The organism is Streptomyces stoeckheimensis, assembly GCF_045822005.1.
Lineage (GTDB): Bacteria > Actinomycetota > Actinomycetes > Streptomycetales > Streptomycetaceae > Streptomyces > Streptomyces stoeckheimensis.
Genome location: NZ_CP169550.1, coordinates 5,212,260 through 5,234,853, shown reverse-complemented (window position 1 = coordinate 5,234,853; position 22,594 = coordinate 5,212,260). Strand labels below are relative to the sequence as shown.

General features: G+C 70.0%; 19 protein-coding genes and 1 tRNA gene. 9 read left to right on the top strand and 11 right to left on the bottom strand.

Translation table 11 applies throughout. From position 1 onward, the window contains the following. Nucleotides 1-10: 10 nt before the first annotated feature. Both ACE1OC_RS23965 and ACE1OC_RS23960 read left to right on the top strand, forming a co-directional pair. On the top strand, nt 11-853 hold the full coding sequence (locus ACE1OC_RS23965) for a DUF4253 domain-containing protein (protein WP_407838741.1): 843 nt from the start codon (nt 11-13) through the stop codon (nt 851-853). A 232-nt stretch (nt 854-1,085) separates the two neighbouring features. After that, nucleotides 1,086-1,322 carry a hypothetical protein gene (locus tag ACE1OC_RS23960; RefSeq protein ID WP_407838740.1) on the top strand — a complete coding sequence of 79 codons (237 nt, stop codon included), beginning with the start codon at nt 1,086-1,088 and terminating at the stop codon, nt 1,320-1,322. On the opposite strand, the gene ACE1OC_RS23955 is transcribed toward ACE1OC_RS23960, so the two are convergent. Then, the gene (locus ACE1OC_RS23955; protein ID WP_407838739.1) at nt 1,300-1,866 is read right to left on the bottom strand and encodes a hypothetical protein; all 567 of its coding nucleotides are present in this window, start codon (nt 1,864-1,866) and stop codon (nt 1,300-1,302) included. The two genes, ACE1OC_RS23960 and ACE1OC_RS23955, sit on opposite strands and share 23 nt — an antisense overlap. A 585-nt stretch (nt 1,867-2,451) precedes the next feature. Here ACE1OC_RS23955 and ACE1OC_RS23950 point away from each other — a divergent pair. Next, a complete protein-coding gene (locus tag ACE1OC_RS23950) occupies nt 2,452-5,799 on the top strand; it encodes an AAA family ATPase (RefSeq protein ID WP_407838738.1) in 3,348 nt (1,115 codons plus the stop codon). 271 nt (nt 5,800-6,070) lie between these two features. Here ACE1OC_RS23950 and ACE1OC_RS23945 read toward each other — a convergent pair whose 3' ends face one another. Beyond that, nucleotides 6,071-6,412 carry a helix-turn-helix domain-containing protein gene (locus ACE1OC_RS23945; protein ID WP_407838737.1) on the bottom strand — a complete coding sequence of 114 codons (342 nt, stop codon included), beginning with the start codon at nt 6,410-6,412 and terminating at the stop codon, nt 6,071-6,073. A 152-nt stretch (nt 6,413-6,564) separates the two neighbouring features. On the opposite strand from ACE1OC_RS23945, the gene ACE1OC_RS23940 reads away from it, so the two are divergent. The 5 genes from ACE1OC_RS23940 (at nt 6,565) to ACE1OC_RS23920 (ending at nt 10,540) form a co-directional block, all read left to right on the top strand. Further along, nucleotides 6,565-7,431, top strand: a complete 867-nt coding sequence (locus ACE1OC_RS23940; protein ID WP_407838736.1) for a hypothetical protein — start codon at nt 6,565-6,567, stop codon at nt 7,429-7,431. Nucleotides 7,432-7,558: 127 nt separating this feature from the next. Then, on the top strand, nt 7,559-7,822 hold the full coding sequence (locus tag ACE1OC_RS23935) for a hypothetical protein (protein ID WP_407838735.1): 264 nt from the start codon (nt 7,559-7,561) through the stop codon (nt 7,820-7,822). Further along, nucleotides 7,815-8,738: a hypothetical protein gene (locus ACE1OC_RS23930; RefSeq protein ID WP_407838734.1), complete on the top strand. Its 924-nt coding sequence runs from the start codon at nt 7,815-7,817 to the stop codon at nt 8,736-8,738. The genes ACE1OC_RS23935 and ACE1OC_RS23930 overlap by 8 nt, the downstream gene beginning before the upstream one ends. Next, on the top strand, nt 8,735-10,234 hold the full coding sequence (locus ACE1OC_RS23925; protein ID WP_407838733.1) for a hypothetical protein: 1,500 nt from the start codon (nt 8,735-8,737) through the stop codon (nt 10,232-10,234). Before ACE1OC_RS23930 ends, ACE1OC_RS23925 begins: the two co-directional genes overlap by 4 nt. 233 nt (nt 10,235-10,467) lie before the next feature. Further along, nucleotides 10,468-10,540: transfer RNA gene (locus ACE1OC_RS23920), tRNA-Arg, on the top strand. Between the two features lie 166 nt (nt 10,541-10,706). Here ACE1OC_RS23920 and ACE1OC_RS23915 read toward each other — a convergent pair. From ACE1OC_RS23915 to ACE1OC_RS23890, 6 genes are all read right to left on the bottom strand, one after another. Next, a complete protein-coding gene (locus ACE1OC_RS23915) occupies nt 10,707-11,120 on the bottom strand; it encodes an adenylyltransferase/cytidyltransferase family protein (protein WP_407838732.1) in 414 nt (137 codons plus the stop codon). A gap of 224 nt (nt 11,121-11,344) precedes the next feature. Beyond that, the gene (locus tag ACE1OC_RS23910) at nt 11,345-14,116 is read right to left on the bottom strand and encodes a S8 family serine peptidase (protein ID WP_407838731.1); all 2,772 of its coding nucleotides are present in this window, start codon (nt 14,114-14,116) and stop codon (nt 11,345-11,347) included. A gap of 646 nt (nt 14,117-14,762) precedes the next feature. Then, nucleotides 14,763-16,379 carry a phospholipase A2 gene (locus tag ACE1OC_RS23905; RefSeq protein ID WP_407838730.1) on the bottom strand — a complete coding sequence of 539 codons (1,617 nt, stop codon included), beginning with the start codon at nt 16,377-16,379 and terminating at the stop codon, nt 14,763-14,765. Between the two features lie 194 nt (nt 16,380-16,573). Next, entirely contained in the window at nt 16,574-17,197 is a 624-nt protein-coding gene (locus ACE1OC_RS23900) for a transposase (RefSeq protein WP_407838729.1), read from the bottom strand. A 44-nt stretch (nt 17,198-17,241) separates the two neighbouring features. Next, complete coding sequence (locus ACE1OC_RS23895; protein WP_407838728.1) at nt 17,242-17,415, bottom strand: hypothetical protein; 174 nt, start codon at nt 17,413-17,415, stop codon at nt 17,242-17,244. A 208-nt stretch (nt 17,416-17,623) separates the two neighbouring features. Next, the gene (locus ACE1OC_RS23890) at nt 17,624-17,914 is read right to left on the bottom strand and encodes a hypothetical protein (RefSeq protein ID WP_407838727.1); all 291 of its coding nucleotides are present in this window, start codon (nt 17,912-17,914) and stop codon (nt 17,624-17,626) included. 253 nt (nt 17,915-18,167) lie between these two features. Here ACE1OC_RS23890 and ACE1OC_RS23885 point away from each other — a divergent pair, with 253 nt between their 5' ends. After that, nucleotides 18,168-19,172, top strand: a complete 1,005-nt coding sequence (locus ACE1OC_RS23885) for a helix-turn-helix transcriptional regulator (RefSeq protein ID WP_407838726.1) — start codon at nt 18,168-18,170, stop codon at nt 19,170-19,172. 171 nt (nt 19,173-19,343) lie between these two features. On the opposite strand, the gene ACE1OC_RS23880 is transcribed toward ACE1OC_RS23885, so the two are convergent. The 3 genes from ACE1OC_RS23880 to ACE1OC_RS23870 form a co-directional block, all read right to left on the bottom strand. Further along, nucleotides 19,344-19,964: a sortase domain-bontaining protein gene (locus ACE1OC_RS23880; RefSeq protein WP_407838725.1), complete on the bottom strand. Its 621-nt coding sequence runs from the start codon at nt 19,962-19,964 to the stop codon at nt 19,344-19,346. Nucleotides 19,965-20,199: 235 nt separating this feature from the next. Next, nucleotides 20,200-20,409 carry a hypothetical protein gene (locus ACE1OC_RS23875; RefSeq protein ID WP_407838724.1) on the bottom strand — a complete coding sequence of 70 codons (210 nt, stop codon included), beginning with the start codon at nt 20,407-20,409 and terminating at the stop codon, nt 20,200-20,202. A 158-nt stretch (nt 20,410-20,567) separates the two neighbouring features. Then, nucleotides 20,568-22,478 carry an MFS transporter gene (locus ACE1OC_RS23870; protein WP_407838723.1) on the bottom strand — a complete coding sequence of 637 codons (1,911 nt, stop codon included), beginning with the start codon at nt 22,476-22,478 and terminating at the stop codon, nt 20,568-20,570. Nucleotides 22,479-22,594: the final 116 nt, after the last annotated feature.

The following is a 22,594-nucleotide window of genomic DNA, read 5'->3' as shown; positions in this document are numbered from 1 at the left end:
GGGCACACTGATGGAAGAGCAGGCGGCTGCGGCCAGGTTTCTAGCCGAAGAGAGCGAGGCCAACGGTCTCGCGCCAGGGCCGGTAGCCGTGGAATCCGCGGTTTCCGCGTCGGACATCGCACTCCACGGATTCCGTGTTGATCGCAGAACCGTCCGGTCCGCATGGGCATGGTGGCATGCCCAGCATGACCGGACTGGTCTGGTTCCCTTCGTAACCACACTGGGGCCGCGTGCCATGGTCGAGCACGACGGCGGTGACCAGCCGTGGTCCGGAGGGAGCAGGAAGCTCCTCGGCTCGGCTTTGCGGGCCAAGTCGTCGGAGGTGATGGCCGAATTGGTGGCCGCACGACTGCGGGAGATGGTCGACATCTACCTTCCCCCACGGAGTGAGGCAGACAGGTCGGAGATCGAGGAATACGAACGACTGTTCGACCCGATGGCACTTCAGGCAGAACTCGCACTCCGGCCCGATCCAACCCCGGAGTCTGCGCCACGGACTGAGCGAGAGGAGGGGCTCCTGTGGCTGAACTTCGTCCAGGCGAATGCCGGCTACGAGCTTCCCGCACTCTTCCCCGCACTGTTGCGGACGGCGAACTGGTCGGGCCATCCAGACCGGCTCCTACTGCCCGCCGACCACGTCGCGGTGCTCCGCCATTGGCATGACCGGTACGGAGCAGAGTTCCGCTACGCGGACTCGTCGACGCTGGAACTGGTTGTCAGCCGACCGCCTCGGACTCTCCTTGAGGTCGCCCAGGTCGGAGTGGAGCAGTATGCGTACTGCCCCGATCTCGGCGACGCAGCGATTGCTAGTGATCAGTCCCGGAGATCGGTATGGACGTTCTGGTGGGACTGACGGCCAACTCGCCACGGAATGAATGAGGCCGGTGCCCCGGCGGGCTCTCCCGCCGGGGCACCGGCGCGTCCGGGGCGGAAGCCCTCATACGGCCCGGTGGACACCTATGCCCGGCCGCTCGCCAGCCGCACCCTCTACGTGGCCCTCTCGAACCGAACGGCCGCCACGACCCGACATCCTCATCGCCCTCGACGGCGAAACGCCAGCATCGCTGCCCTTCATCCCAGGTCCGGTGCCACTGCTGGCCGCCCTCGCGATCCTCGCGGGAGGCGTCGGCAACCTCACGCTCCTGCAGGCCACGGCGGTCACCGATCGCTGGAGCACCACGCACTACGGCCGCCTCTCAGGGCTTCTCGGCGCACCCACCCATATCGCCGCAGCCCTCGCGTGCACCTCGGCCCTCGCGACGTTCCTCACCGCAGCTTCAGCGGCGAAACCGCACCCGGTCAGTGGTGCCCATCCGGGGTGAGCGTGATCCAGCCGTCCGGGATCCAGCCTTCGAGGTAGCCCTCCAGGAAGGGCTCGAGCTCCGGGATGCCGAGATGCCCCGCTTCCCCGAGCGCCTGGCGCCACGGGTAGGCCATGACGGGATCCGACCACGGCACCGCGGTGGGCGAGGACGCCCGCATCTCGAGGGAGACCATCCCTGCCACGATCTGGGTGTTGGCCAGGTCGAGCTTGCCGGTGTCGGGTGAGGTGTACTTGAGCTGCCAGAAGGGCTTGGCCTTCCACTGTGCGATGGTCTCGCTGCCGCTGGTAACGGTCGGCTTGGTCATCTTGGGGTTGGGGCCGCTGGCCGAGGCGTTGATGGAGTGGCTGAATTTTTGGTCGATCTTCCCCGTGGCCAGGTTCTCGCCGGCGACCGCCTTGGTGCGGATGTTCTCGATGCTGCTGGTGTAGTCGACGCGCCGGGATCCGTCGTAGGTGAAGCCGAGGATCCACACGTCGAACCAGAGCTCACCTCGCAGGCGCTTCTTGTCGTCGATGAGCTTGAGGAAAACGGGCAGGTGCACGCATGCCTCGAAACGGTTCTTGATCCACCCCTTGCGGGTGTTCGCCTCCTTGTGGGTGGCGCACTCGGTGCGTAGATCATCTTCCTGGGGACCAGGTACCGCCGTGGTGGCCGGCCGGCCCAACCGAAACACTGTCACCTGTACATCGGTGCCGGAGCCCGTTTCGGGTACCCCCGCCCCTCCGTTCTTCGGTTCGGACGAAACCCTGCGGCCGGTCGGACATCAGGTGTCGAGAGCCCCGTGATCCCGGAGTCATACGCGTCAATGATGCCCTCGCCGGGGGGTGTCCTTCCGGACAGCTCAGCCGAGGCCGTACCGTACGCCGCCGCCCACCAGCACCGGCCGCGCCGGCAGGCTGACGATGCCTGACAGGGAGCATGCGCCTGGCTCGCGCGGGGGAGTCACGGTGCCCACGTTCAGGGACGCCAGGGACCGTTTATTGCTTAACTCTGTGAATGCATCGTCCCTTTCGGTGGCTTTGAAAATCCACAGCCGTCACTGACCGGCGGTCTGCGAGGAGTGATGCCTCGCACGGGAGGGCGGCACAGAAACTGTTCGGGCCGGCAAGGGACGGGAGAACGTGCCATGGGCCAGTTGGTGGACTCCCGGATCGGCCTGGGCGAGCGGATCCTGTTCGAAGGCCGCGCGTGGACGGTGGCAGGTCTGCCGGGCGGGCTCGTGGAGCTCGTCGATGTCCTGGGCCGGCAGCTGGTGCGGTCGGTCTTCCAGCTCATCGGGTCGCCAGGGTTCGAGATCCTCGACCGTGGCCCCCTCACGCCGCCTCCAGCGGCGGTCGCGGGTCTCGGGTCGCAGGAGGAAGCCGAGCGGCAGGCACTGTGGTGGGAACAGCACATCGTGGAGGTCATCACCGGGCAGCGGCCCGGCGAGGGAGCCGTCGGGCCTCGCCCCGCCTTCGATCCGCGGGTACACGATCTGGCGGCCCGGGAGGCTGCCAAGGCCCGGGAACTGGCGGCCGCAGGCGTAAGCGGCGCCTCCGCCCGCACGGTGCGGCGCAAGCGCCAGCGCTACCAGGTCCAAGGCCGGGCAGGTCTCGTCGATGCCCGTACGCGGCGGGCGCCCGCGGCCGGCTCACGTCTTGACCCGCGAGTCGTGGAATGCCTCCTGAACCTGCTCTCCATGTTGGAGGGCCAGCCGCCCAGGCCGATGGACTACTACCAGAGCCGGACGCGCGAGATGTTCATCAGCCGGTACGGCGAGGACGAACTCGGGGTGATGCCCTCACGGACCACGTTCTACCGGCTACTCAAACAGCTCTCCCCCCTGCACGGTCGCGCGCGCGAGCAGCTCGTCCAGCGTGGGCGCCCGACAGCGATCGCCGGCGGGACGTGGCTGTCACGGCCCGGGCAGCGCGTCTTCCTCCACAGCCTCCAGGTCCGTATCGGATGCTCGGAGAACTGGATGGAGGTGACCGTCGCCCTCGATGAGCTGACCTGGTCGGTGTGCTCGGTCGCGGTCGACGCCCTCGGCGTGGTCACCGACAGCGGGTCCCTGCTGGAGCGCTGGTGGTCCTCGCATTCCCCTGGAGCGGGTCTGGCCGGGCGCGTCCCGTTGATCCTGCCGGAGTTCATTGCTGTGGAACCTCTCGGCCTGGGCCGGTCGAAGACGTTCTACGAGCAGCTACAGGCTCACGGTGTCGGCGTTGTGAACTCCAACCCCCTTCCCCCGCAGCCTGCGTCGGGCACATCGAAGGTCAGTCTCCTGTGCGAGATGTTCCACCAGTACCTGCTGGAGCGGGACGACGCCGCGGACGCGCCGTCCTGGACACCCGCCGTGGTCCAGGACCTGCTGGAGCGCTGGGTGACAGAGGTCTGGCAGCGGCGCATCCAGCCTCAACTGCTTCCGGTCGTCGGTCCGCAGGGCGAGCCCACACCCAACGGAGCCTTCGCCGCGTGTGTGGCCCGGCTGGGGTGGGTGCACCTGCCTCCTTCCGTCCGGCAGACCCCTGACCAGCACGAGACGGCATCCGAGGAAGCTCCGGCTGTCGGCCCGGGCCACAGCACCCCGGGAGCCGCGCCGCGGACCGAGCCCGCTTCACCGCCTGCTCGACCCCTGGGCCTACCTCAGCCGCGCTCCGCACCCAGCCCTTCCCAGCGCGTTCCTGCCATCCCGGCCACCTCCCGGCTCAGCCACGCTGCCACGCTCCGCCACTGGGGCAAGCCCCCCATGCCCGCATCGGCCAGCACAAAGCACAGACTGGCCCATCACGCAGCGCTCACCGCCGCAGGCAGCCCCCTGAGCGCAGAGGTACACGCCTGGGCAGAGCGGCTCCTCCTGCTCCGCGGACAGCCGGAGGAGAGCGCCCGCCCCCTGGTGGTGACCGGCCCTGCGCGCTCCGGGAAGACGGCGACGCTGCTGGAACTGGCACACCAGCCCCACGGGCAGAAGGCAGCACCCTCCGACAGCGAGGCCGTGTACATCCGGATCCCGCCCGGCGCAACGGCGCCGACCGCTCTGGGGCTGCTCGCCGACGCCCTGGGGGTGGACCGCCCCGGGGACCTTGTTGAACTGACGGACGCCGTCCAGGACGCACTGCTGCGTTGCGGCACAAGGATGGTCCTCATCGACGACGCGCACCATCTGCACCCGCACCCCTCACGGTCACAGCCCAGCGCTTGGGAAGTTCTGACCTATCTCGCGGACCAGGTCCCGTGCCTGTTCACCTACGCCGCCTGGGACAGCCGATTCACGATGACGGGCCAGGCCAGCGAAGCGCGACAGACAGCTCTTCTGCAGATCGGGCCCGTTGAGGACCCCGTCACCTGGAGCGTGCTGGTGGAGGGGCTGGAGCACAGCCTGAGCCTTCGCCGCCAACGGCCGGGTGACCTGCCGGCTGCCGCCGGGTATCTGATGGAACGCACCGATGGACGGCTCGGCGCCTTGGTCCATCTCGTCCGCTCCGCGGCCATCAAGGCCATCATGAACGGTTCCGAGCGTGTGACCGCCAAGACCCTGGCCGGTCTCCCACAGCCCCTCCCGGGGGCCAGTACCCACCATCCGCGGCACCTTGACAGGCCAGGGACCACACCGGACGGCACGTTCTGCCCACCGCGTGCTGTCCAAGAGCCAGGTTCAGAAAGGACATGCGGCGAGCCCGTAAGCGCACCCCTGCCCACACTCGAACAATTCGGCGAAGCGCAAACAGGGTGCGCACAGTCAACTTTTGAAATCCTGGACAGAGTTGATCACATCAACGCCGAGACAGAATCACCCTTTGGTGATTCGACTCGCAACCTTCTGCGGCCCTACCCTGTGCTCATGACGCCAAGCCCAAAGGGCGCTACGGAGACAGGCAGCGAAACAGGCTCGGCCGCCCCCACACAGTGGCTTCGCGTCTACATCCAGCAGTGCCTGGAATACGTCGATGCCTGCGACGTGAAACTTGAGCAGTTGCGGCTCGCCGTGGCTGCCGAGGAAGCCAACCGTGACCGTGTCTCAAGGACTCTGCTCGAGGCCCAGAGCGCACTCAAGAACGCGGAGGCCGTCGAGTCGCAGGTGCTGTTCCTGCAGAACGCCGCCGGCCAGACTCTTGGGACCGACCCCCTGCACACCGTCCCGGAACAGGGCCCCCGCCACGACCACAGCGACGACGCCGAGCCCGACCCCCCGGCCCCGCACCCCGCTCCGGCCGCCGAAGAGACCGCTGGCGCCCCGGTGGACATCACCGGCGAGCGCGCCCGGCTGCTTCTGGAGGTCCTGGCCAGCGATCCGGACCGTGAGTGGAGCGCCGCCCAGATCGCCTCCCAGCTCGACGAGCCCGAGGCCGGCAGTCTGAAGCGGGTTCGCACCGGCCTGGACTACCTATGCAGGAAGGGAATCCTGGAGAAGAACCATAGCCAGGGCCAGCTCAGGTTGGGTGTTGCTGGCGATTCCCGCGTCACCTATCGGGTCGTCAGGACGTGGAGGCTGAAATGAGCCTGATATCCAGCTGTCCGTAACGGACTCCGTGTGGACCACGGACGTAGTAGCCGCCGCCCTGCACAACGAACGGCAAATTCTAGTAGCCGGGCGGCGGCCTGCGCTCTGTGCCCACGTAACGGCCGAGCACCACCGACTTTAGCGTCTCCTCGCGGGGGCGCCGTCCGTGCTCGGCCTAATTCACTCTGCCCACGTAACCAGAGGTCGAACACGCATGCCTTCTTTGTGCTGCCTTTCGAGAAAAACTCGAACACGAGCACCCTCGCCGTTACTCGGAGAGCGGTTCGAGTGCCTCGCCCTGCGGATTTCGCGGCCAGGCCACGTGCTGGGGCCACAACATCTCGTCCAGCACCTCTTCCAGGTCCGCCAGAGTCACCGTGTCGATCCAGACCTGACCCGCCAGGATGTTCGCGATGACCTGCCGGTTGACGCCGCTGGCCTTGGCCAGGGCGTTCGCGCTCAGCCCCTGACGGGTCATCGCTTCGGCGAGCCTGCGGCTGACCGTCTGAGCGATCTGCGCCGCCCGCCTCGACTCGATCACCGCGTTCGGCCACGAGCCGTGGATGACGTATTCACTGGGCTTTTTCGCACGTCGCGTTCCTCCGGGCATGGGGACAGTGTGGCGGAGGGGGTGCCGGGATGCGCACTCCATCCAACCATGCTACTTATCCAGCATGGGGTTGTGGAGGCGTTTCTCCGCACGACAGCCCTTCGGCCATCGGACACCGGCCCGGCAGGCCCCGTGGACATGGGAGGTGCACGTTGACAGCACGTCAGAACAGTCGGCCGCGTCCTGCGCGTCCACTGCCCACCTACCGGACCCCCTCGCACGCGTACCTGGCCGTCGCCAAGGGGATCTGCCTCTCGGACGGCCCCTTCACCGCGCGGGAACTTGAGACGGTGTGCGGGGTGCGGGCAGAGCGGATTCAGCTGACGCTGGCGTTCTGGCGCTCGTGCGGCCTGGTCGAGCGCGTCCCCGGGCGGGGCATGTACCGGGCGACCCAGGTGGCCACGTCCGCCGCCCGCGCCTGGCGGACAGGAGACGTGCAGGGCCGCGCGGCAGTACGCCACGTGCTGAAGACCGAGTGGTTCGCGCGGTCGGTCAAATCCCGGCTGGCTGCGGGACCGGGGCTGCGGACCGGCGTGATCACCAAGCTGATGCGGCTTGCCCAGGTCGGGGACGAATACCGGCGCGATGTCGAGATGCTCGTGGACCTTATGGTCGCCGTGGGGATGCTCTCTGCGCAGTCCGACGGATATCTGAGCTGGAACGGCCACACCCCCGCCCCAGCCGCGGTCCCCGCGCAGGCAGCGCCACCCACGAACAGGCCGCCTGCCGAAGCCGGCAGCGTCCCCTCCGACACCGCCCGCGCCAAGCCGCCGCTGCCCGCGCAGAAGCCTGGGGCAGGCGCGGGCCCGGACAAGTGCGCCGTCCGCCAGATCCCCTCACCCGTGGCTTCGGCCGACGACAGCGGTGTCGAGGACCTGGTGGCACTGCTGAGTCAGCCCGTACGACTGGCCGACCTGGCCCGGCTTTCCCCCGAAGAGCTTCTCTCCCTGCACGGCCACCTGGCCGGGCTATCCGCCACCGCCACGAAACTCAGGAGCCGCCCCACACCCGACCCCTGAACTGACCCGCTGAGCAAACGGGTCCGGCAGCGCCCACTTCCTGGCCGGAGAAGCGCTGCCGGACCCCTCACCTCCACCCCACGCGCACACGCGGACACATCCGCGAGCACGACAGAAGGGCTTCGGCATGCCTGCACACCACAAGGCGGCCGGCGCTGCTCACCGTAGCGCCCCCGCATCCCCCCACCACCCCGAAGCAGTCCATCACCACCCGCAAGCGGTACGCCCCGCTCCCATCAACCTCATCTCCTGGCTGAAGTCCGGCTCCGACCGCGCCACGAGCCCCACCATCGACCTCTACACGCAGACCCTCGTAAGCCAGCTCCGTTTCGCCGCCATCCACGGCGCCATCCAGACGGACGCGTCCTGGGCAGGGAGCGACCGTGGCTAAGCGCCTTCACATCCGTACCGCTCTGCCGCACATCACCCGCGCCTGGCTCAAGCGCGCCGCAGCAGGCGGTATGAGCTTGGAGACCGTCGACCTGTACACCCAGATCGCCGAACGCATGGAACGCTTCGCCTCCATGCACGGCACTCAGCGCCTGGACGAGGTCACCCAAGCCCTCGTCATCGCCTTCCTCCAGGCACCGGGACACGACCGCCATCAGGGCATCATCCTCAACCCCGCGCCAGGTACCCAGCGTCAGCGCCGTGCCGGCCTCGAAGCCCTCTTCAGCGAAGCCCGGGCCCTCGGCCTGACGACCGCCGCCCCACTTCTCGACCTGCCGCCCATCCCCCGCAGTCCCCGCAAGACCGGAACCGCCCTGGACGCAAAGGACATCGCAGCGCTGCGCTTCCAGGCGGAGCGCGGCATGCCCGCCACCCGGCACGCCTCGATCCTCGCGCTCCTGCTCGCCGGACTGCACAGCGCCGAGATCGCCAAGGCCACCACCGACGACCTCGACCTGGCCGGCGCCAGCATCTGGACCTCGGGGGCCACCCGTACCTACGGACGCCACTGCCCCCTCGACGAGTGGGCCCTGCCCGTCCTCGCCATGCGCTCCACCCACCTGCTGCGCGCCGGCGAGCCCGGCCTGCCACAGCGCCTCACCACCGGGGCCTCGTCCGCCTACCGGGCCCAGGCCAGCGTCTGCTCCGGCTTCGGCGACATCGCCCGCCGCAGCGGACTGGCCACCAGCCGCAGCAGGGTCGAACCCCGCGACATCACCCGCTACGTCGCCCGCACCGTCCTCACGGAAACCGGACGGCTCTCCGACGTGGCACGGCGCCTGGGCTACTCCTCCCTCGACAGCGCGGCCGCCCTCGCCTCGCTCCACTGGCTCCCCGAGAACGGCGAAGCAGCATGAGCACCCCCAAGCGGAGCCGCCGCACCCCTCAGAAGAAGGCCACCGAGGGCAAGAACTGGCTGCTCGGACCGGCCCCCGACGACGCGTTCGGCGCCGCCGCCGACCTTCCGCCCAAGCACGGCCCCGAAGCGCCACACCTCACCATCGACGAACGCTTCGAGTACCTGGTCACCAACCCCGACCTGTACGCCGTGGCCCAGCAGGCCCTCCCCGCACCGCGGGACGGACAGGCCGGACGTCCGCTGACGTTCCCCCCGTACATCTTCTTCGTGTTCCTGTGCGCGATCTCGGTGTTCGGCTCGGCCCGCGGCACCGCCGCGTGCCTCGCCCGTCCGCTGTGGTGGGAGCCGGTACGCAGGGCCGTCCGCGAGTTCATCGGCTCCGATGCTGCCGATGCCCTTCCCGACCGTGGTCCCACCCGCAGCCAGTGGAACTACTTCTTCCAAAACCATCTCAAGAAGGCTGTCGGCGATGTCCGCGATGCAAGCCGCGATGCCTGGATCCAGCAGGCCATCGCACAAGGAATGATGACCGGAAAATCCCGCGGAAGCTGGATCTACCCTGAGCGGGAACAGGTGATTCACGGCGACGCGACCGTCGCCTCTCCGCCCTCGGACCACACCGAAGAAACCACCGTCAACACGGAAACCGGGGAAATTCGCCAGCACCGTGTCGACCCCGACGCCAGCTACACCACCGAAGGCGGGGGACGGAAAGTCTACGGAAACAAGTTCCTCTCGGTCGCCGTCCGTATCGCTAACACCCCGCACAGCCGGGTCATCCTCGCCCTGGAGTCCGTCCGGCACAAGTCACGAAAGAGGGACCCGCTCCGCGAAGACGAAGGCACCGCCACGGTTAGGCTCGTCAAGTACATCATGAGCAAGGTCGACAACCTGCGAGCTTTCACCTACGACACCGCGCTGCGCGGAGTGCACCGCGCTCCGCTGATCGCCGCGGGCCTCGTCGTCTACACCCCCCACCACAGCGGAAATGAACCCCAGCCGCTCTTGAAGTACGACGGCGGAGACGGCCTCTGCAGCCACGTCCTCTACGCCGCAGCAGGCCGCGTCTGCGAACGTCTGATCGCCGTTGACGGTGAAACCCTCTACACACCGCTGCCCGTCCAAGAGCTGGAGTGCCGAAAAGGCACGCAGACCCGCTTTTATCAGCGAATCGAAATTCCCTGCCCGCGCGGAAATCACCACACACGGATCCGTGTCGACGAGACCAATGAAGACCGCGAGATCGACCCCTCCACAAAAAGGCGGCGATTCAACCGGACTGAGCACCTGAGGCAAATCGCCCCGGGCACACCTGCCGGAAAGCGACTGAAGGGATTCCGGCAGGACAGCGAATCCCAGCACTCCCGCTTCGACCAGGCGTACCACCTTGAGCGGGTCCCGGCCTACGGCGCCGTCGGAGCCCTCCTCATCTACCTGGGCTACGCCTGGGTGAACAACTCGATCGCACGCGCCGTCGGCGGCAGCAAGACCTGACCCGGCCCGCACGGTTGCGGCAGGTACAGAGGGCCTGCCGCAACCACACCCCAGACCCGACGTCCGGACAACAGCCCGCCGGTTAAGCCGGCCGCCTCGACTGATCCACCCGCTACACTGTCCAGCGATGGCGCAGCCTCGCAGGCAGCACCACCACCCCACTGTCGGGGTCTCAACTGAATGGATTCGTCTACCTTGAGGCGAATTTCAGACACATTTTCCGACAGATCCCCGCCTTCGTAGCTCAGGGGATAGAGCACCGCTCTCCTAAAGCGGGTGTCGCAGGTTCGAATCCTGCCGAGGGCACAAGACAAAGGCCCCCAGCCGATCTTGGCTGGGGGTCTTTGGCGTCTGGTGCTGGCCCCGGTGACGGGGAAGGGTGTGCGGCTTGTTTGGGCTCGCAGCGGGGCTCCTGGGCGTGCCCGAAGGCCCCCGGCCGGGTGGGGCTGGGGGCCTTCGGTGTGCCTGTGGGTTAGAGGTGGTTGATCAGGCGGTGGAGGTTGGTGCTGGGGGCGTGGGGGGTGTTCGGGAGGTAGATGACCTCCACGCCCAGGGTGCCGAAGTCGCTTTCCCAGCGGTCGGCTCGGGGGGTGCCCCGCCAGTCGTCGCCCTTGAAGAGGCGGTGGAAGCCGATCTGCTGCCAGGCGTCCAGGTTCTCCAGGGTGGGGTCCACGATGGCCTCGTCCACGCAGCTCATCGAGCGGACGACCTCGATCCGCTCGTGGAGGGGGATCGCCGGGGGGAAGCCCTTGTGGCAGGAGGCCTCGTCGGTCAGTACGCCGGCCACCAGGTAGTCGCACTGGGCCTTGGCCTGCTTGAGCAGGTTGAGGTGGCCGATGTGGAAGAGGTCGAAGACGCCTGACGCGTAACCGATGAGCTGAGACACGGGGGTCCTCCCGGAGGCGCTGTAGCGGCCGGATCGTGGTGAGGGCGGATTGGGATGGGCGGGGCTGGTGGAGCGGTTGAGGCGGGGTGGCAGCGATCTTGCACTATCGCCGGGGGTTGGTAAAGGCCCAGTTCAAGGGCCTGGGGTGGGGCCACCGCCACCCGGGAGGGAGGGGTGATCCTTCCCTCCCTCCCGGGTGGCGATGCGTGGCCCGGGGGGCCTGGTCAGGCGGTGGACCAGCCGAAGGCGGTGCCGCCGGCCGGGAGGCCGTTCTGGCCGGGCTGGTGGGTGGTGACGGTGCCGGCTGCTCCGGTGCGGCCGGCGGTCGTGTTGCCCCACGGGAGGGCGTGGACCGCGCCGGACGGCGTCGCGTTCGGGACACCGATGCGCAGGGCCGAGGTGGTGGCTCCCAGGTGCGAGCCGATGGCGTGGCCGGCCGTCGGGGTGCCGCCCAGGCCGGAGGCGTCGCCCGCCTGGATCCACTGGTCGGTGTCGCCGGGGGCGCCGAGCGGGTCGAAGGTCTGCACCGCGCCCGCGTCGGCGGCGCCGCCGATGTCCTTGCCCGGGATGCCGACCGCGAGGACGAGGGTCGCCGGGGTGGCGGGTGCCTCGGGGGCGAGGTTGACCAGGGACACGCTCTGGCCGAGCTGGTCACCGGCGGCGGCCGTGCCGGTCACTCCGGCGACCTCGGCGGTGATGGAGGCGACCTTGGTGATGGCGCCCGCACCGGTGATGCGGAAGGTGTAGGCCTGGCCGGCATGGTCGACGGGGGCCCCGGCGACCGTCAGGCCTTCGCCGGGCACGCCCACCGCGAGGAGGGTGTCGGTCGAGGCGGTCGCACCGGACGGGGTGTAGGCGACGGCTGCGAGGGAGCCGCCGAACAGGTCACCGGCCTCGGCGAGGCTGGCGACGAGCGGGTCGTTCTGGTTGAGACCCGCGAGGGGGGTCGGCAGGCCGCCGGCGTTCAGCTCGTGGGTGAGCAGCTGGATGTTGCCCGCGTCGGCCGCGGTGCCGATGGCTTCGTTCGGGGTGCCGATGACGATGTGGTTCGCGGAGGCGGCGATGGTCGAGCCGAACCGGTCGCCGGTCTCGATGTCGCCGTCCATGGCGGGCTTGTTCTGGTCGGTCGCCACGTTGGTGGTCCCGCGCAGGTAGTAGACGCTGCCGGCGTCCTTGACGGCGCCGATGTCCTTGCCGGGCGCGCCGATCAGCAGGTAGGGGCCCTGGGCGCTGTGCCCGGCGGCGACGGCGTGGCCGAAGCGGTCCTCGGCGACGGAGGCCGCGGCCTTGACGGCGCCTTCGCCCGTGCCCTGGACCAGGTTGAGGGCGGCCTTGCCGGTGGTCAGGCCGCCTGCGGCACCGTAGAGGACGTTGACGGCGCCGGCGTCGGCGTCCGTGCCGATGTCCTCGCTCGGGATGCCAACGACGAGGTCGGAGCAGCCGTCCTCGTCGTGGTCGAAGGTGGCCAGGTTCTCACCGAAGGAGTCGCCGGCTTCGGCGTCGTCCGGGACGGTGGCGAGGTCCTGGTGGAACTCGGCCGTGCCCTTGCCGCCGCCGTAGACCACGCGGACCACACCGGCGCCGGCGTCGCCGCCGACGGTCGCCTTCGGGTCACCGATGACGGTGTCCTCGATGGTGTCGCAGTTGAAGTCCGTGAAGCGGGGGCGCTGGGGTGCCGCCGGGACCTCGACCTTGAGGCGGGGGGTGACCCCGCCGGTGTAGGTGATGGGCGTGCCGCCCTCCTTCAGGAGGGTCTCCAGCTCGGCAAGGGTCTTGCCGGGGTGGGCCTGGCGCAGGATCGCGAGGGCGCCGGCCACGTGCGGCGCGGCCATCGAGGTGCCGTTCTTGGAGGCGAAGGCGCCGCCGGGGACGGAGGAGGTGATGGCGGTGCCGGGGGCGAGGATGTCCAGGAGCGGGCCGCGGTTGCTGAAGCTGGAGAGCTGGTCGTCGTCCGTCGTCGAGCCGACGGTCAGGGCCGAGGGCACGCAGCCGGGGGAGTTGACGGCGTTTGAGTAGCCGTTGTTGCCGGCTGCGACGACGGTGGCGACGCCCTGGGCGAAGAGGGTGTCGATGATCGGCTTACGGGCATCCGTGTTGCAGGCGGCCGTCCAACGACCGCCGCCCAGGGACATGTTGGCAGCGATGATGTTGGTTCCGGCGCTCTTGAGGGCCGAGACCTTCTCCAGGGCCTTGATCTGCGAGCTGGTGAAGCTCAGGACGCAGGGGCTGGCGCCCGGGCCGCAGTAGGAGTCGGAGGTGAACTTGGAGAAGACCTGCATGGCGATGATGTCCGCGCCGGGCGCGACACCGCGTGCGGGGGCTCCGGTCACGCCGGCTCCGTTGCCCGCGGCGATGCCCGCGACGTGGGTGCCGTGGGAGCAGCCGGCGCCGACGGTGGTGCAGGGGCCGCTGTCGGCGTCGGCACTGCCGGTGCCGTGCTGCTCGGTGGTGCCGTCGGGGCACAGGCTGGTGGCGCCGTAGGCCTCGTCCGTGACGGAGAAGCATGCCTCGGCCTTGACCCGGCCGGCGAGGAAGGGGTGGTTGGTGGCGACACCGGTGTCGAGGATCGCGATCGTGCTGCCCGCGCCGTTCTTCCCGGCGGCGACGGCCGCGTCACTGCCGATCTTGGCGGTGGACTCGTTCAGCGTCGCCTCGACGGGGATGTCCTCGGTGACGCTGACGACGCCCGCCATCGCGCTCAGCGAGTCCAGGCCGGAGCGGTTCACCCGGAGGGTGACCATCGGCAGGGTCTCGTAGGAGACGAGGACCTCGCCCGCTTCGGAGGCGGAGGAGAGTTCCGACCGGCCGTCGAGGACCACGTTGACGCGGACGGTGCCGCCGTCCTGGGTCTCGTCGAACAGCGGCGGGTCGATGGCTCCGTTGTCCGCGGCGAACGCCGGGCCGGTGCCCGACACGGGGTTGAAGCCGACCGGTACGGCGGTGAGAACGGCGGCTACTGCCGAGGCGGCGAGCACGACCCGCATGGATCTCTTCACTCGTGGCTCCATGGGAGGGGTGGGGAGGGGGACGGGACTACGGGACTACGGGGCGCGGCCGGGGCGGAGGCCAAGGGCGCGGGGTGGGACGGAAGTTCAGGGGGAGGAGCGGGAGCGGGCGCATGAGCGGGGGCCGGGAAGGCGAGGGCTCAGGGGGAAACGCAGGCTCCGGGTGACTCCGGCGGGCTCCGGGGGCCGAGGGCTCCGCGGGCCGGGGGCCAGGGGCTCCGGGGGGCCGGGGGCCCAGGGGGTTCAGGGGCCGGAGGGCAGGGGCTCCGGGGGTTCGGGGCTCCGGGAACTCAGAGGCTCCGGGAACTCAGGGACTCCGGGGTTTCAGAGGCTCCGGGGACTCAGGGGCTCCGGGGGACGCAGGGGCTCAGGGGCTCCGGGAACTCAGGGACTCCGGGGTTTCAGAGGCTCCGGGGACTCAGGGGCTCCGGGGGACGCAGGGGCTCCGGGGGACGCAGGGGCTCCGGGGGACGCAGGGGCCCGGGCGCCGGACGGGTCGGGCGCCCGGCCCCTGCGTAGTCCTTCGAACGGTTCCGTCCGGGCTCTTCAGTCGGACGGTTCCATCAGGTGGTGCGGTCGGACGGGTTCAGTCGGACGGTGCAGTCGGACGGTTCCGTCAGATGGATCGGCGGGCCGATCAGGTGGCGTTGGCACCGTTCCTCGGGTGACCGTACTTGTAGACGAAGGCGTAGTAGGTGGCGGCCAGGTTCTTGCAGGTGCGCTGCGTCCACGAGGCATAGGCCGGGCAGGTGTTGTAGCGCAGCAGGTTGTAGAACGCGGCGTCGGCGTTGTAGCCCTGGTTGGTGTCCAGGTACCAGCCGTAACCCTTGTAGCGGTTGCCGATGGTGCCGTAGGCGTAGTCGTGCGCGTCACACGCGGCGCGGAAGTCGAAGCCGTACGGGCGGTCGACCGAGGTGGTGCAGTGGTCCTCGTAGATGCCGCGGACCCAGTAGCCGGTGGGCGTCTGCTTCCAGGACGGCCACTTCCAGCCGTAGTGGGCGACCACGGTCGAGCAGTTGCCCCAGTACCGGATCCACGACTCCGGGGAGGAGCAGGCGCGCGGGTAGGCCTGCGGGTCGGTGATCTCGCCGTCTACGAAGTTCTCGGAGGGCGGGGCCACACCGTCGGGGTGCTCCTGGCCGCCGGCCACGATGGAGCCAGCGTCGGGAATGCCACCGCCGGTCTCCTGGGCCTGCGGGGCGGCGGCGTCGCCCGTGAAGGTCAGCTGCCAGTCGCCGCCGTCGCCGCTCGTCAGGGTCGAGAGGCGGTCGGCGCCGTCGTAGGTGTAGGAGTTGAGCTCGCTGCCCGCGGCCGGGTTGGTGACCTCGCGGAGCAGACCGGAAGCCTCGTAGGTGTAGCGGGCCAGCGTCTCGACGGTCTGGCCGGTGGTGACCGTGATGTCCTTGACCTGGCCGGCCACGTCACCGAGGGTCGTGCCCGCCGCGGTGGTCGCGGTGGCGTAGTTCAGGGTGAGGGACCGCGCCGGGTGGTCGCCGCCCTCGGGCTCACTGACGGTGGCCACGCGGCCCTGGGCGTCGTAGGAGACCTGGGTGGAATTGAGCGCCTTGGTGCCGACGCTCGTGACGCGCCAGGTGTCACCGGTGCCGGACACCTGCTTCCAGGTGTACGTGGGGTGGAGGTCGGCCTCCGGGATGGGGGCGCCGTTCTCGCCGACGGGGCCGCTGTCGCCCTCGAGCGCGGCGCCCATGCCGATCTTCAGCGTCTCGGTGATGTTCGACTTCATCTCACCGGCGAGGTCGTCCCACGTCACGTTCTCGACGATGGTCGAACCGTCGGACGAGGTGTAGGTGTTGACGCTGCCGCCGCCCGGAGCCTCCAGGGAGTCGGTCATCTCGTAGCGGACGGACTCGCTGTTGTCGAGGTCGGTGGTGACGATCGCACCCGACTCCTGGACCAGCTTGCGGTTCAGCTGGCCACCGACGAACTCGGCCTGCCAGCTGGGACCGAAGACTCCGAGGTCTGAGCGGGTCTGGGGGGCGTCCTGGGCCTGCGAGACGCCCACCGCCTGTCCGGTGATGGTGTGCTTGCGGCCCATGAGGCCGGCCGCGACGTCGCTCTCGAAGACCCGGTAGCTGTCGTTCGCGGACGTGTAGAGGCCGGGGCCGATGTTCGTGACATCGCCCGCGCTGAGAGGTGCGCTGGGCGCCTCTTCGGCGGCGGAGGCCGAGAAATTCTGCGGGAGCAGTAGGGCCATGGACATGGCCGCGACGATGGGGAGCGCGGATCTGCGCACGGTAAACCTCTCGATGGGTGTTCGGATGGAGTGCGAAAGTCTGTGCCTGCCGGTGCCGGTGGGCAGGGCGGGCGGGGGCGGGGCTCTGCCCCGGGGCATGGCTGTGCCACGGGAGTGGCGGGGGCAGGTGAGGGGGTCAGGTGAGGGGCGGGCCTGCGGACCCTGACCGGAGGGGGCCGGGGTGAGCGGCTCGGTCAGGCGACCCGGGCCTGGGACCGGGCGGCGGCCTGCGTACCGGCCTGGGTACGGGTCTGCGTACGGGCCTGCGTGCGGGTCTGGGCCTGGATGTCCGTAGGGGTCGTACGGGCCGGGCGGTCCCTGAGGTCCGTACGGGCCGCGAGACCGGGTCGGTCCGTGAGCTCGGTGAGGTTCGTGAGCTCGGTGAGGTTCGTGAGCTCGGTGAGGTTCTTGAGCTCGGTGAGGTTCGTGAGGTCCGGCCTGCGGGACCGGGCCGCCTCGGCGACGCGTTCGGCCCAGTCGCGTACCGGTGCGGAGATGTGGGGCGTGGCCCGGGCGGTGTCCGCCATCCGGTTCCACAGGTCCTCCTCGCACCACTGGCCGAACCGCCGGTGGGCGTTCTGCCAGGAGACGGGGAAGGACTTCGGTAGTGCGCGCCAGGACTCGCCGCTCACCAGGATGTACAGGACCGCTGCGAACACGGCCTCCTCGTCCGCCCTGCGGGTGCCGCCTCCTTGGGGGCGGACCGTACCGGTGGCGAGCAGGTGTCGTGCCAGTGGCCAGAGGGCCGTCGGGGACAGCCAGGCGAATCGGCCGGTGGTGCGGGAAGGTGCTCCCCGCCGGGCCGCTGCGGTCACCATCGGTGCCTCGCGGACCCTGTTCCCCCCGGACCGGAGGCCGGTGCTCAGCTGTCCGCTCCGTTGCCGATGACCGGGGCGGGGGAGTCCCAGCGCCAGTCCGCCTGGTGCGTCGCACCGTCCGGACCGGTGATCTGCGCGGCCACTCCGGTGACGGCTCCGGTGAGGAGCGCGGTGGCGGTGACGGCGACGAGCGTGGCGGCCTTGAGACGACTAACCATGACTGGATTCCCCCGAGTTGAGCGGCGTTTCCTGCTGACGTGATCAAGGTTGCCGCAGGTGGAGGGGGCTATCTAGGGGTCTTGGCTGTCCTGGACCCGACATGTCTTACACCGGACAGGGTGGCCTCGGAAGCACCTGTCGGGGCGGTCGCCAAGCGGCCGTCAGGCCGGTTGTCAGGTAGTCGCCAGGCCGGTCGTCAGGTAGTCGTCAGGCCGACTCGTCGAGGACCAGCAGCGGTACCTCGGCCTTCAGCAGGGTCCACGCGCCGGCCCCGGACGTCCGGCGCACGGCGAGGTGCCAGGCCACCGCCGCCCGCTGCTCGGCGGTGTGCAGGTCAGGGGCCTTGAGGTAGACGCCGAGCACCGGCTCCCCGTTCGCCCGCACGTGCCTGACGGCCATTTCGACCGTCGGCTCGACCTCGGAGAGGGCGGCCTCCACACCGGTCGGCAGGTCGCCCGCCCCCGGAGGGGCACTCAGATACAAGTGGACGAGATACATGAAACCTCCTGATTCGGTGTCGTTTCCTCATCAAACGTGCTTCGCCGGCGGGAATTCGACCGCCCCGGGCGGAGCAGGGGGAGAACCGGACAACCGGCATGGCCGCATTCGTCAGATCGGCCGGATATCTCCATCGGATTCCGTGCCGAGCACCCTTCGATCGGGCGGCCGATCAAGCTAGCCTGACGCACGTAAACAGGGCATGTGAGCTGCACCGATATGCCATACATGGTCTTCCAGGGGGTGGGCGGCAATGTTCGGTCGACTAGAACTCGATGACGTGACGGCAACGGTCTATCGAAGCAAACTGGCCAATCCCCAGGACGGTGTTCTGGAGCTGGCGGAGCGCCTCGGGCTGGCCCCGGAGGACGTACGCCGCTCACTGGCCCTGCTCAGCGAGATGGCGCTGCTGCGCGGCGGCGGGGGCGATCCCGAACAGGGCCGCGCCATCGATCCGCAGCTCGCCCTCCAGCTCCTCCAGGCCCGCCAGCAGGCCGAACTCGCCGCCCAGCAGCAGCGCATGGAGGCCACGCGGGCCGCCGTCGTCGGCCTGATGGCCGAGATCGCCGACTCCTCGTCGCAGGAGTCCTCCAGATCCGGGATCCGGTACCTGGAGGGCATCGACGCGATCCGGGACCAGATCGAGCTGCTGTCCGCCGGGACCCGCTCCGAGGTGCTGTCGTTCGCCCCCGACTCGCAGATGTCCCAGGCGAGCATCGAGGCGGCCCGGCCGCTGAACCTGCGCAACGTCGAGCAGGGCATCGTGATGCGGACCATCTACCTCGACAGCATCCGCCACGACAACCACGCCCGGGAGTACGCGACGTGGCTGGAGAGCGTCGGCGCCCACATCCGCACCAGCCCGGTCCTGCCCAACCGACTCACCATCGTGGACCGCCGCAGCGCCCTGGTGGCCGTCGACGAGAAGAACACCGCGGCCGCGGCGGCGCTGGTCACCAGCCCGGGCCTGATCTCCCTGCTGGTCACGCTCTTCGAGCACATCTGGGAGGCCGCGAGCCCCCTCGGCCCGACGGCGGCGCCCTGCGAGCCGGAGCTCCTCACGCGCCAACAGGCCGCGGTGCTGCAGCTCATGGCCGAGGGCCGGACGGACGAAGCCATCGCCCACAGCCTGGGCGTCTCCACCCGCACCGTGGGCCGGGTGATCACCGGGCTGCTGACCCACCTGGGCGTCCGCAGCCGGTTCCAGGCGGGAATGCGCGCGGTCCAGTACGGATACCTGTCGCACTCCTCCCACTGACACCAAGGCACCGCCTTCCTCGTCCTGGTCACTGCCGGCCGCCGACGATAGGCCCCGGCCCCGCCCGCGGGTCAAGGAACTGTCTCGGGTGGTCGCGCGAAACGGCCGGGATCGGGCGGGGTCAGGCGGGGTCAGGCCGGGTCAGGAGAGGCCGGGAGAGATCGGGCGGGCTCAGGCCACCAGGTCGGCGTAGAGGATCACGTTGTTGGTGCGGTGGCCGTTCTTGATCTCGCCGCCGCAGGTCAGCAGGCGCAGCTCGGGGCGGTTGGTGTCCCCGTAGACCTTGTCGGTCGGGAAGTCCTTCTTCGCGACGTCCTCGATCTCGCGGATCGCGAACCTGGCCGTCTTCCCGTCCTCGCGCGGCACCTCGATCAGGTCACCGAGCTTGATCTTCTTGACGTTCTTCATCACCGCGGGCCCGTACTTCGTGTCGAAGTGCGCCACCAGGACGGCCGCCCCCTTCTCGCCCGGAGTCACGCCCTGGGTCCACCAGCCCGGGTTGTCCGCGTCGGTGTCCGCGTTCGGCACACCGAGCTCGCCCGTCGCCGGGTCCACCGTGAGGTCGACCATCTTCTTCGCGTCCACGCCCGCCGCGGCGATCTTCATGCCGGTCGGCTTCGACCCCGGGAGGGCGGGCGCCGCCTCGCCCGTGCGAGCGGGGGCCGCCGTGCTGCCCACCCGGGGGTCCGGCGGCAGCTTGGTCCCGCCACCGGTGCCGCACGCCGTGAGGGTCCCGCATGCGGTGAGGGTGGCGAGCGCCGCGACGGCGGCGGTACGGACGGTGGCGCGCATGAGTGCTTCCCTCGGGTCGGCGTCGCCTGCGGTGGCGACGACCACGACGTTACGAGGGCCAGGTCAGGGCCGTCCGTCGGGAACGTAACAGCCGGCCGGACGCCACCCCGCGAAGCCGTTAAGGAAGCCGTCAAGGAGGCCTTCAGAGGCCGTCAAGGCAGACGAAAGCCCTTCCGGCCGGAGCCGGAAGGGCCGCATCACGACAGGGGGCGGGGCTCAGCCCTCGGCCCCGTCTTCAGCTGAGGCCTCTGCTGCGCTCTCCGATGCGGTCGCCCTGCGGGGTCCCTGCCCGCTTGAGTTCCGCCTTCGTGTGCGCTCCGCCCTTGACCTTGCTCCGGATCGGACCGGAGAAGCCGTGCGCGTGCTGCACGGTGCGGGGCAGGTTGGTCGCTTCCGCGGCCTTCGCGACAGCCGCCTGGAAGTCGTGCTTCTGCTCTTTGCTCATCCCGTCGTCACTCCCTAACAAGACTCGGGGCACCCAATCGGACTACTGGGATCGTATGCACATATAGACCCCAACGCACCCGGACCGGACGTAAAGAATGGTCGATCAAGGTCGGCCGAGATCCGGCCCGGGTCGGCCCGAGATCCGGCCCTGGCCGGTCAAGGGCGCGGCGGAGACGGCCGCTGCGGCGGCCCCAGCACCTCGTAGAGCAGCTCGTCCGGACAGGGCGTGCCCCGCGGAAGCTGGTACTTCGCCGCGATCCGGTACTCCCCCGGCGCCGGGACCAGCAGCTCCGTCCACTCGTCCCCGGTCCCGTCCGAGGGTGCCTTGAACAGGCATCCCGCGGTGTTCGCGTAGACCTTGGGCGGGGTGACCGAGCCCTTCGGCACCGCCTTCGCGGCGGCCTTCGAGGCCTCCGTCTCCTGCGGCGGCTCCACCGGCTTGCCGGCGCCGTCCACCAGGCCCAGCCACGGGGAGTGCGGGATGCGCACCAGCACCCGCCCGGCCTGCTTCACGTCGATGACCAGCTGGTCGGCACTGGCCCGCACCACCGTCGCGGGACCGGCGACCAGGTTCGTCGGGTTCGTGACCTTGAAGAGCTGCCAGTTCGCGTCGCCCCAGATCTGCTGGAGGTACGGGAGCCCCTCGCGCACCAGCTTCGCCTCGTCCCGCCCGCCCTCATCGGGTTTGTCGGCGGGCAGCACCACGTAGTGCACGGCCCAGCGGTCCAGCCACTCGCGGTAGCTGTCGGCCGTCAGGGTGTCGTCGTAGAAGACCGGGTTGCGCTCCAGATCGGCCTGCCGGTTCCAGCCGCGCGCGAGGTTCACGTACGCGGGGAAGGCGGAGGACTCGCGGTGGCTGCTGGCCGGGACCACCTCGACGCGCCCCCGGTCGGCGCCCGCCTTCTGGAGCTGGTCCACCAGCGGGGCCAGCTCCCGGCTCCAGGAGGCCAGCGGGGTGGTGCGGACGATGTCGGTGACGCTGTTGACGGTGATCCAGGCGGTCACTCCGGTCAGCGCGAGGAGCAGCCCGTACCAGCGGCGCGTGCGCGGGGCCTCGTACGGGAGGGCCGCGAGCAGCACCACCCCGCCGAAGAGCATCGCCAGCCGGGTCACGTTCGAGCCGACCTGGGAGTCGACCGCCCAGGTCACCGCCACCCCGAGGGCGTAGATCGCGGACGCGGTCCGGACCGATTTCCAGCTCTTCGGCACGAGGAACAGCGCGGCCAGCGCGCAAGCGAACGGCAGTGCCGCGGAGATCAGCTTCATCGGCTGGGTCCCCGAGAAGGGGAACAGCCAGGAGGACAGCCCGACCACCGCGGCCGGGGCCAGTCCCAGCGCGTACGCCCCGGGGCGCCGGCCGTTCAGGAACAGCGCGGCCGCGATCACCCCGAGGAAGAGCCCGGCGACCGGGCTGGAGGCGGTGGCGACCGCCGCGAGCGGAGCCGCCACGGCGGCCTTCGCCCAGCGCCGCTCGGCCCATTTGCGGGGCCAGCAGAAGACGGCGGCGACGGCCCCGAGCGCGAACATCGCGCCGAGCCCGAAGGTGACGCGGCCCGACACGGCGTTGCACAGCAGCCCGTACACCCCGGCCAGGGCGGGCCACAGGGGCTCGCGGACGGCTCCCCGGCAGCGGGTCAGGATCATCGCGAGCAGCCCGGCCGAGACCGTGCCGGCGATCATCATCGTGGTGCGGACGCCGAGCACGTGCATGACGTACGGCGAGACCACGCTGTACGAGACCGGGTGCATGCCGCCGTACCAGGCGAGGTTGTACGCCGAGTCGGGATGCCGGCCCACGAACTCGGCCCAGGCGTCCTGCGCGGCGAGGTCGCCGCCGCTGTTGGCGACGGCGAAGAACCAGATCAGGTGCAGCAGCCCGGCCAGCGCGGTGGCCACGGCGACGGGGTGCCTACGGGCCCAGCCGAGCGCACGACCGACCGGCCCGGGGGCGGCCTGAGGGCCGGCCTGCGGGCTCGGGGCAGCCGGGGCAGCCGGGACCCGGGGCGGAACCCCGCCCCGGCCACGGGCCTGCTCCCGGCCCTGTTCCTGCCGCTCAGCGGTGGTCACGCCGACGTACTCCCCACTCCGGTCCCTCGGGTGCGTCCCTCGGGTGCGTCCCTCGGGTGCGTCCCTCGGTTCGTAGACGCGGTCCGGCACCCCGGGGTTGCCCCGGGGTGCCGGAC

Bases quoted from the DNA above. Each gene is read 5' to 3' on its own strand.
- ACE1OC_RS23965 (WP_407838741.1), top strand. From the start codon at position 11: ATGGAAGAGCAGGCGGCTGCGGCCAGGTTTCTAGCCGAAGAGAGCGAG.
- ACE1OC_RS23950 (WP_407838738.1), top strand. From the start codon at position 2,452: ATGGGCCAGTTGGTGGACTCCCGGATCGGCCTGGGCGAGCGGATCCTG.
- ACE1OC_RS23945 (WP_407838737.1), bottom strand. From the start codon at position 6,412: ATGCCCGGAGGAACGCGACGTGCGAAAAAGCCCAGTGAATACGTCATC.
- ACE1OC_RS23935 (WP_407838735.1), top strand. From the start codon at position 7,559: ATGCCTGCACACCACAAGGCGGCCGGCGCTGCTCACCGTAGCGCCCCC.
- ACE1OC_RS23925 (WP_407838733.1), top strand. From the start codon at position 8,735: ATGAGCACCCCCAAGCGGAGCCGCCGCACCCCTCAGAAGAAGGCCACC.
- ACE1OC_RS23900 (WP_407838729.1), bottom strand. From the start codon at position 17,197: ATGGTGACCGCAGCGGCCCGGCGGGGAGCACCTTCCCGCACCACCGGC.
- ACE1OC_RS23895 (WP_407838728.1), bottom strand. From the start codon at position 17,415: ATGGTTAGTCGTCTCAAGGCCGCCACGCTCGTCGCCGTCACCGCCACC.
- ACE1OC_RS23890 (WP_407838727.1), bottom strand. From the start codon at position 17,914: ATGTATCTCGTCCACTTGTATCTGAGTGCCCCTCCGGGGGCGGGCGAC.
- ACE1OC_RS23885 (WP_407838726.1), top strand. From the start codon at position 18,168: ATGTTCGGTCGACTAGAACTCGATGACGTGACGGCAACGGTCTATCGA.
- ACE1OC_RS23880 (WP_407838725.1), bottom strand. From the start codon at position 19,964: ATGCGCGCCACCGTCCGTACCGCCGCCGTCGCGGCGCTCGCCACCCTC.
- ACE1OC_RS23875 (WP_407838724.1), bottom strand. From the start codon at position 20,409: ATGAGCAAAGAGCAGAAGCACGACTTCCAGGCGGCTGTCGCGAAGGCC.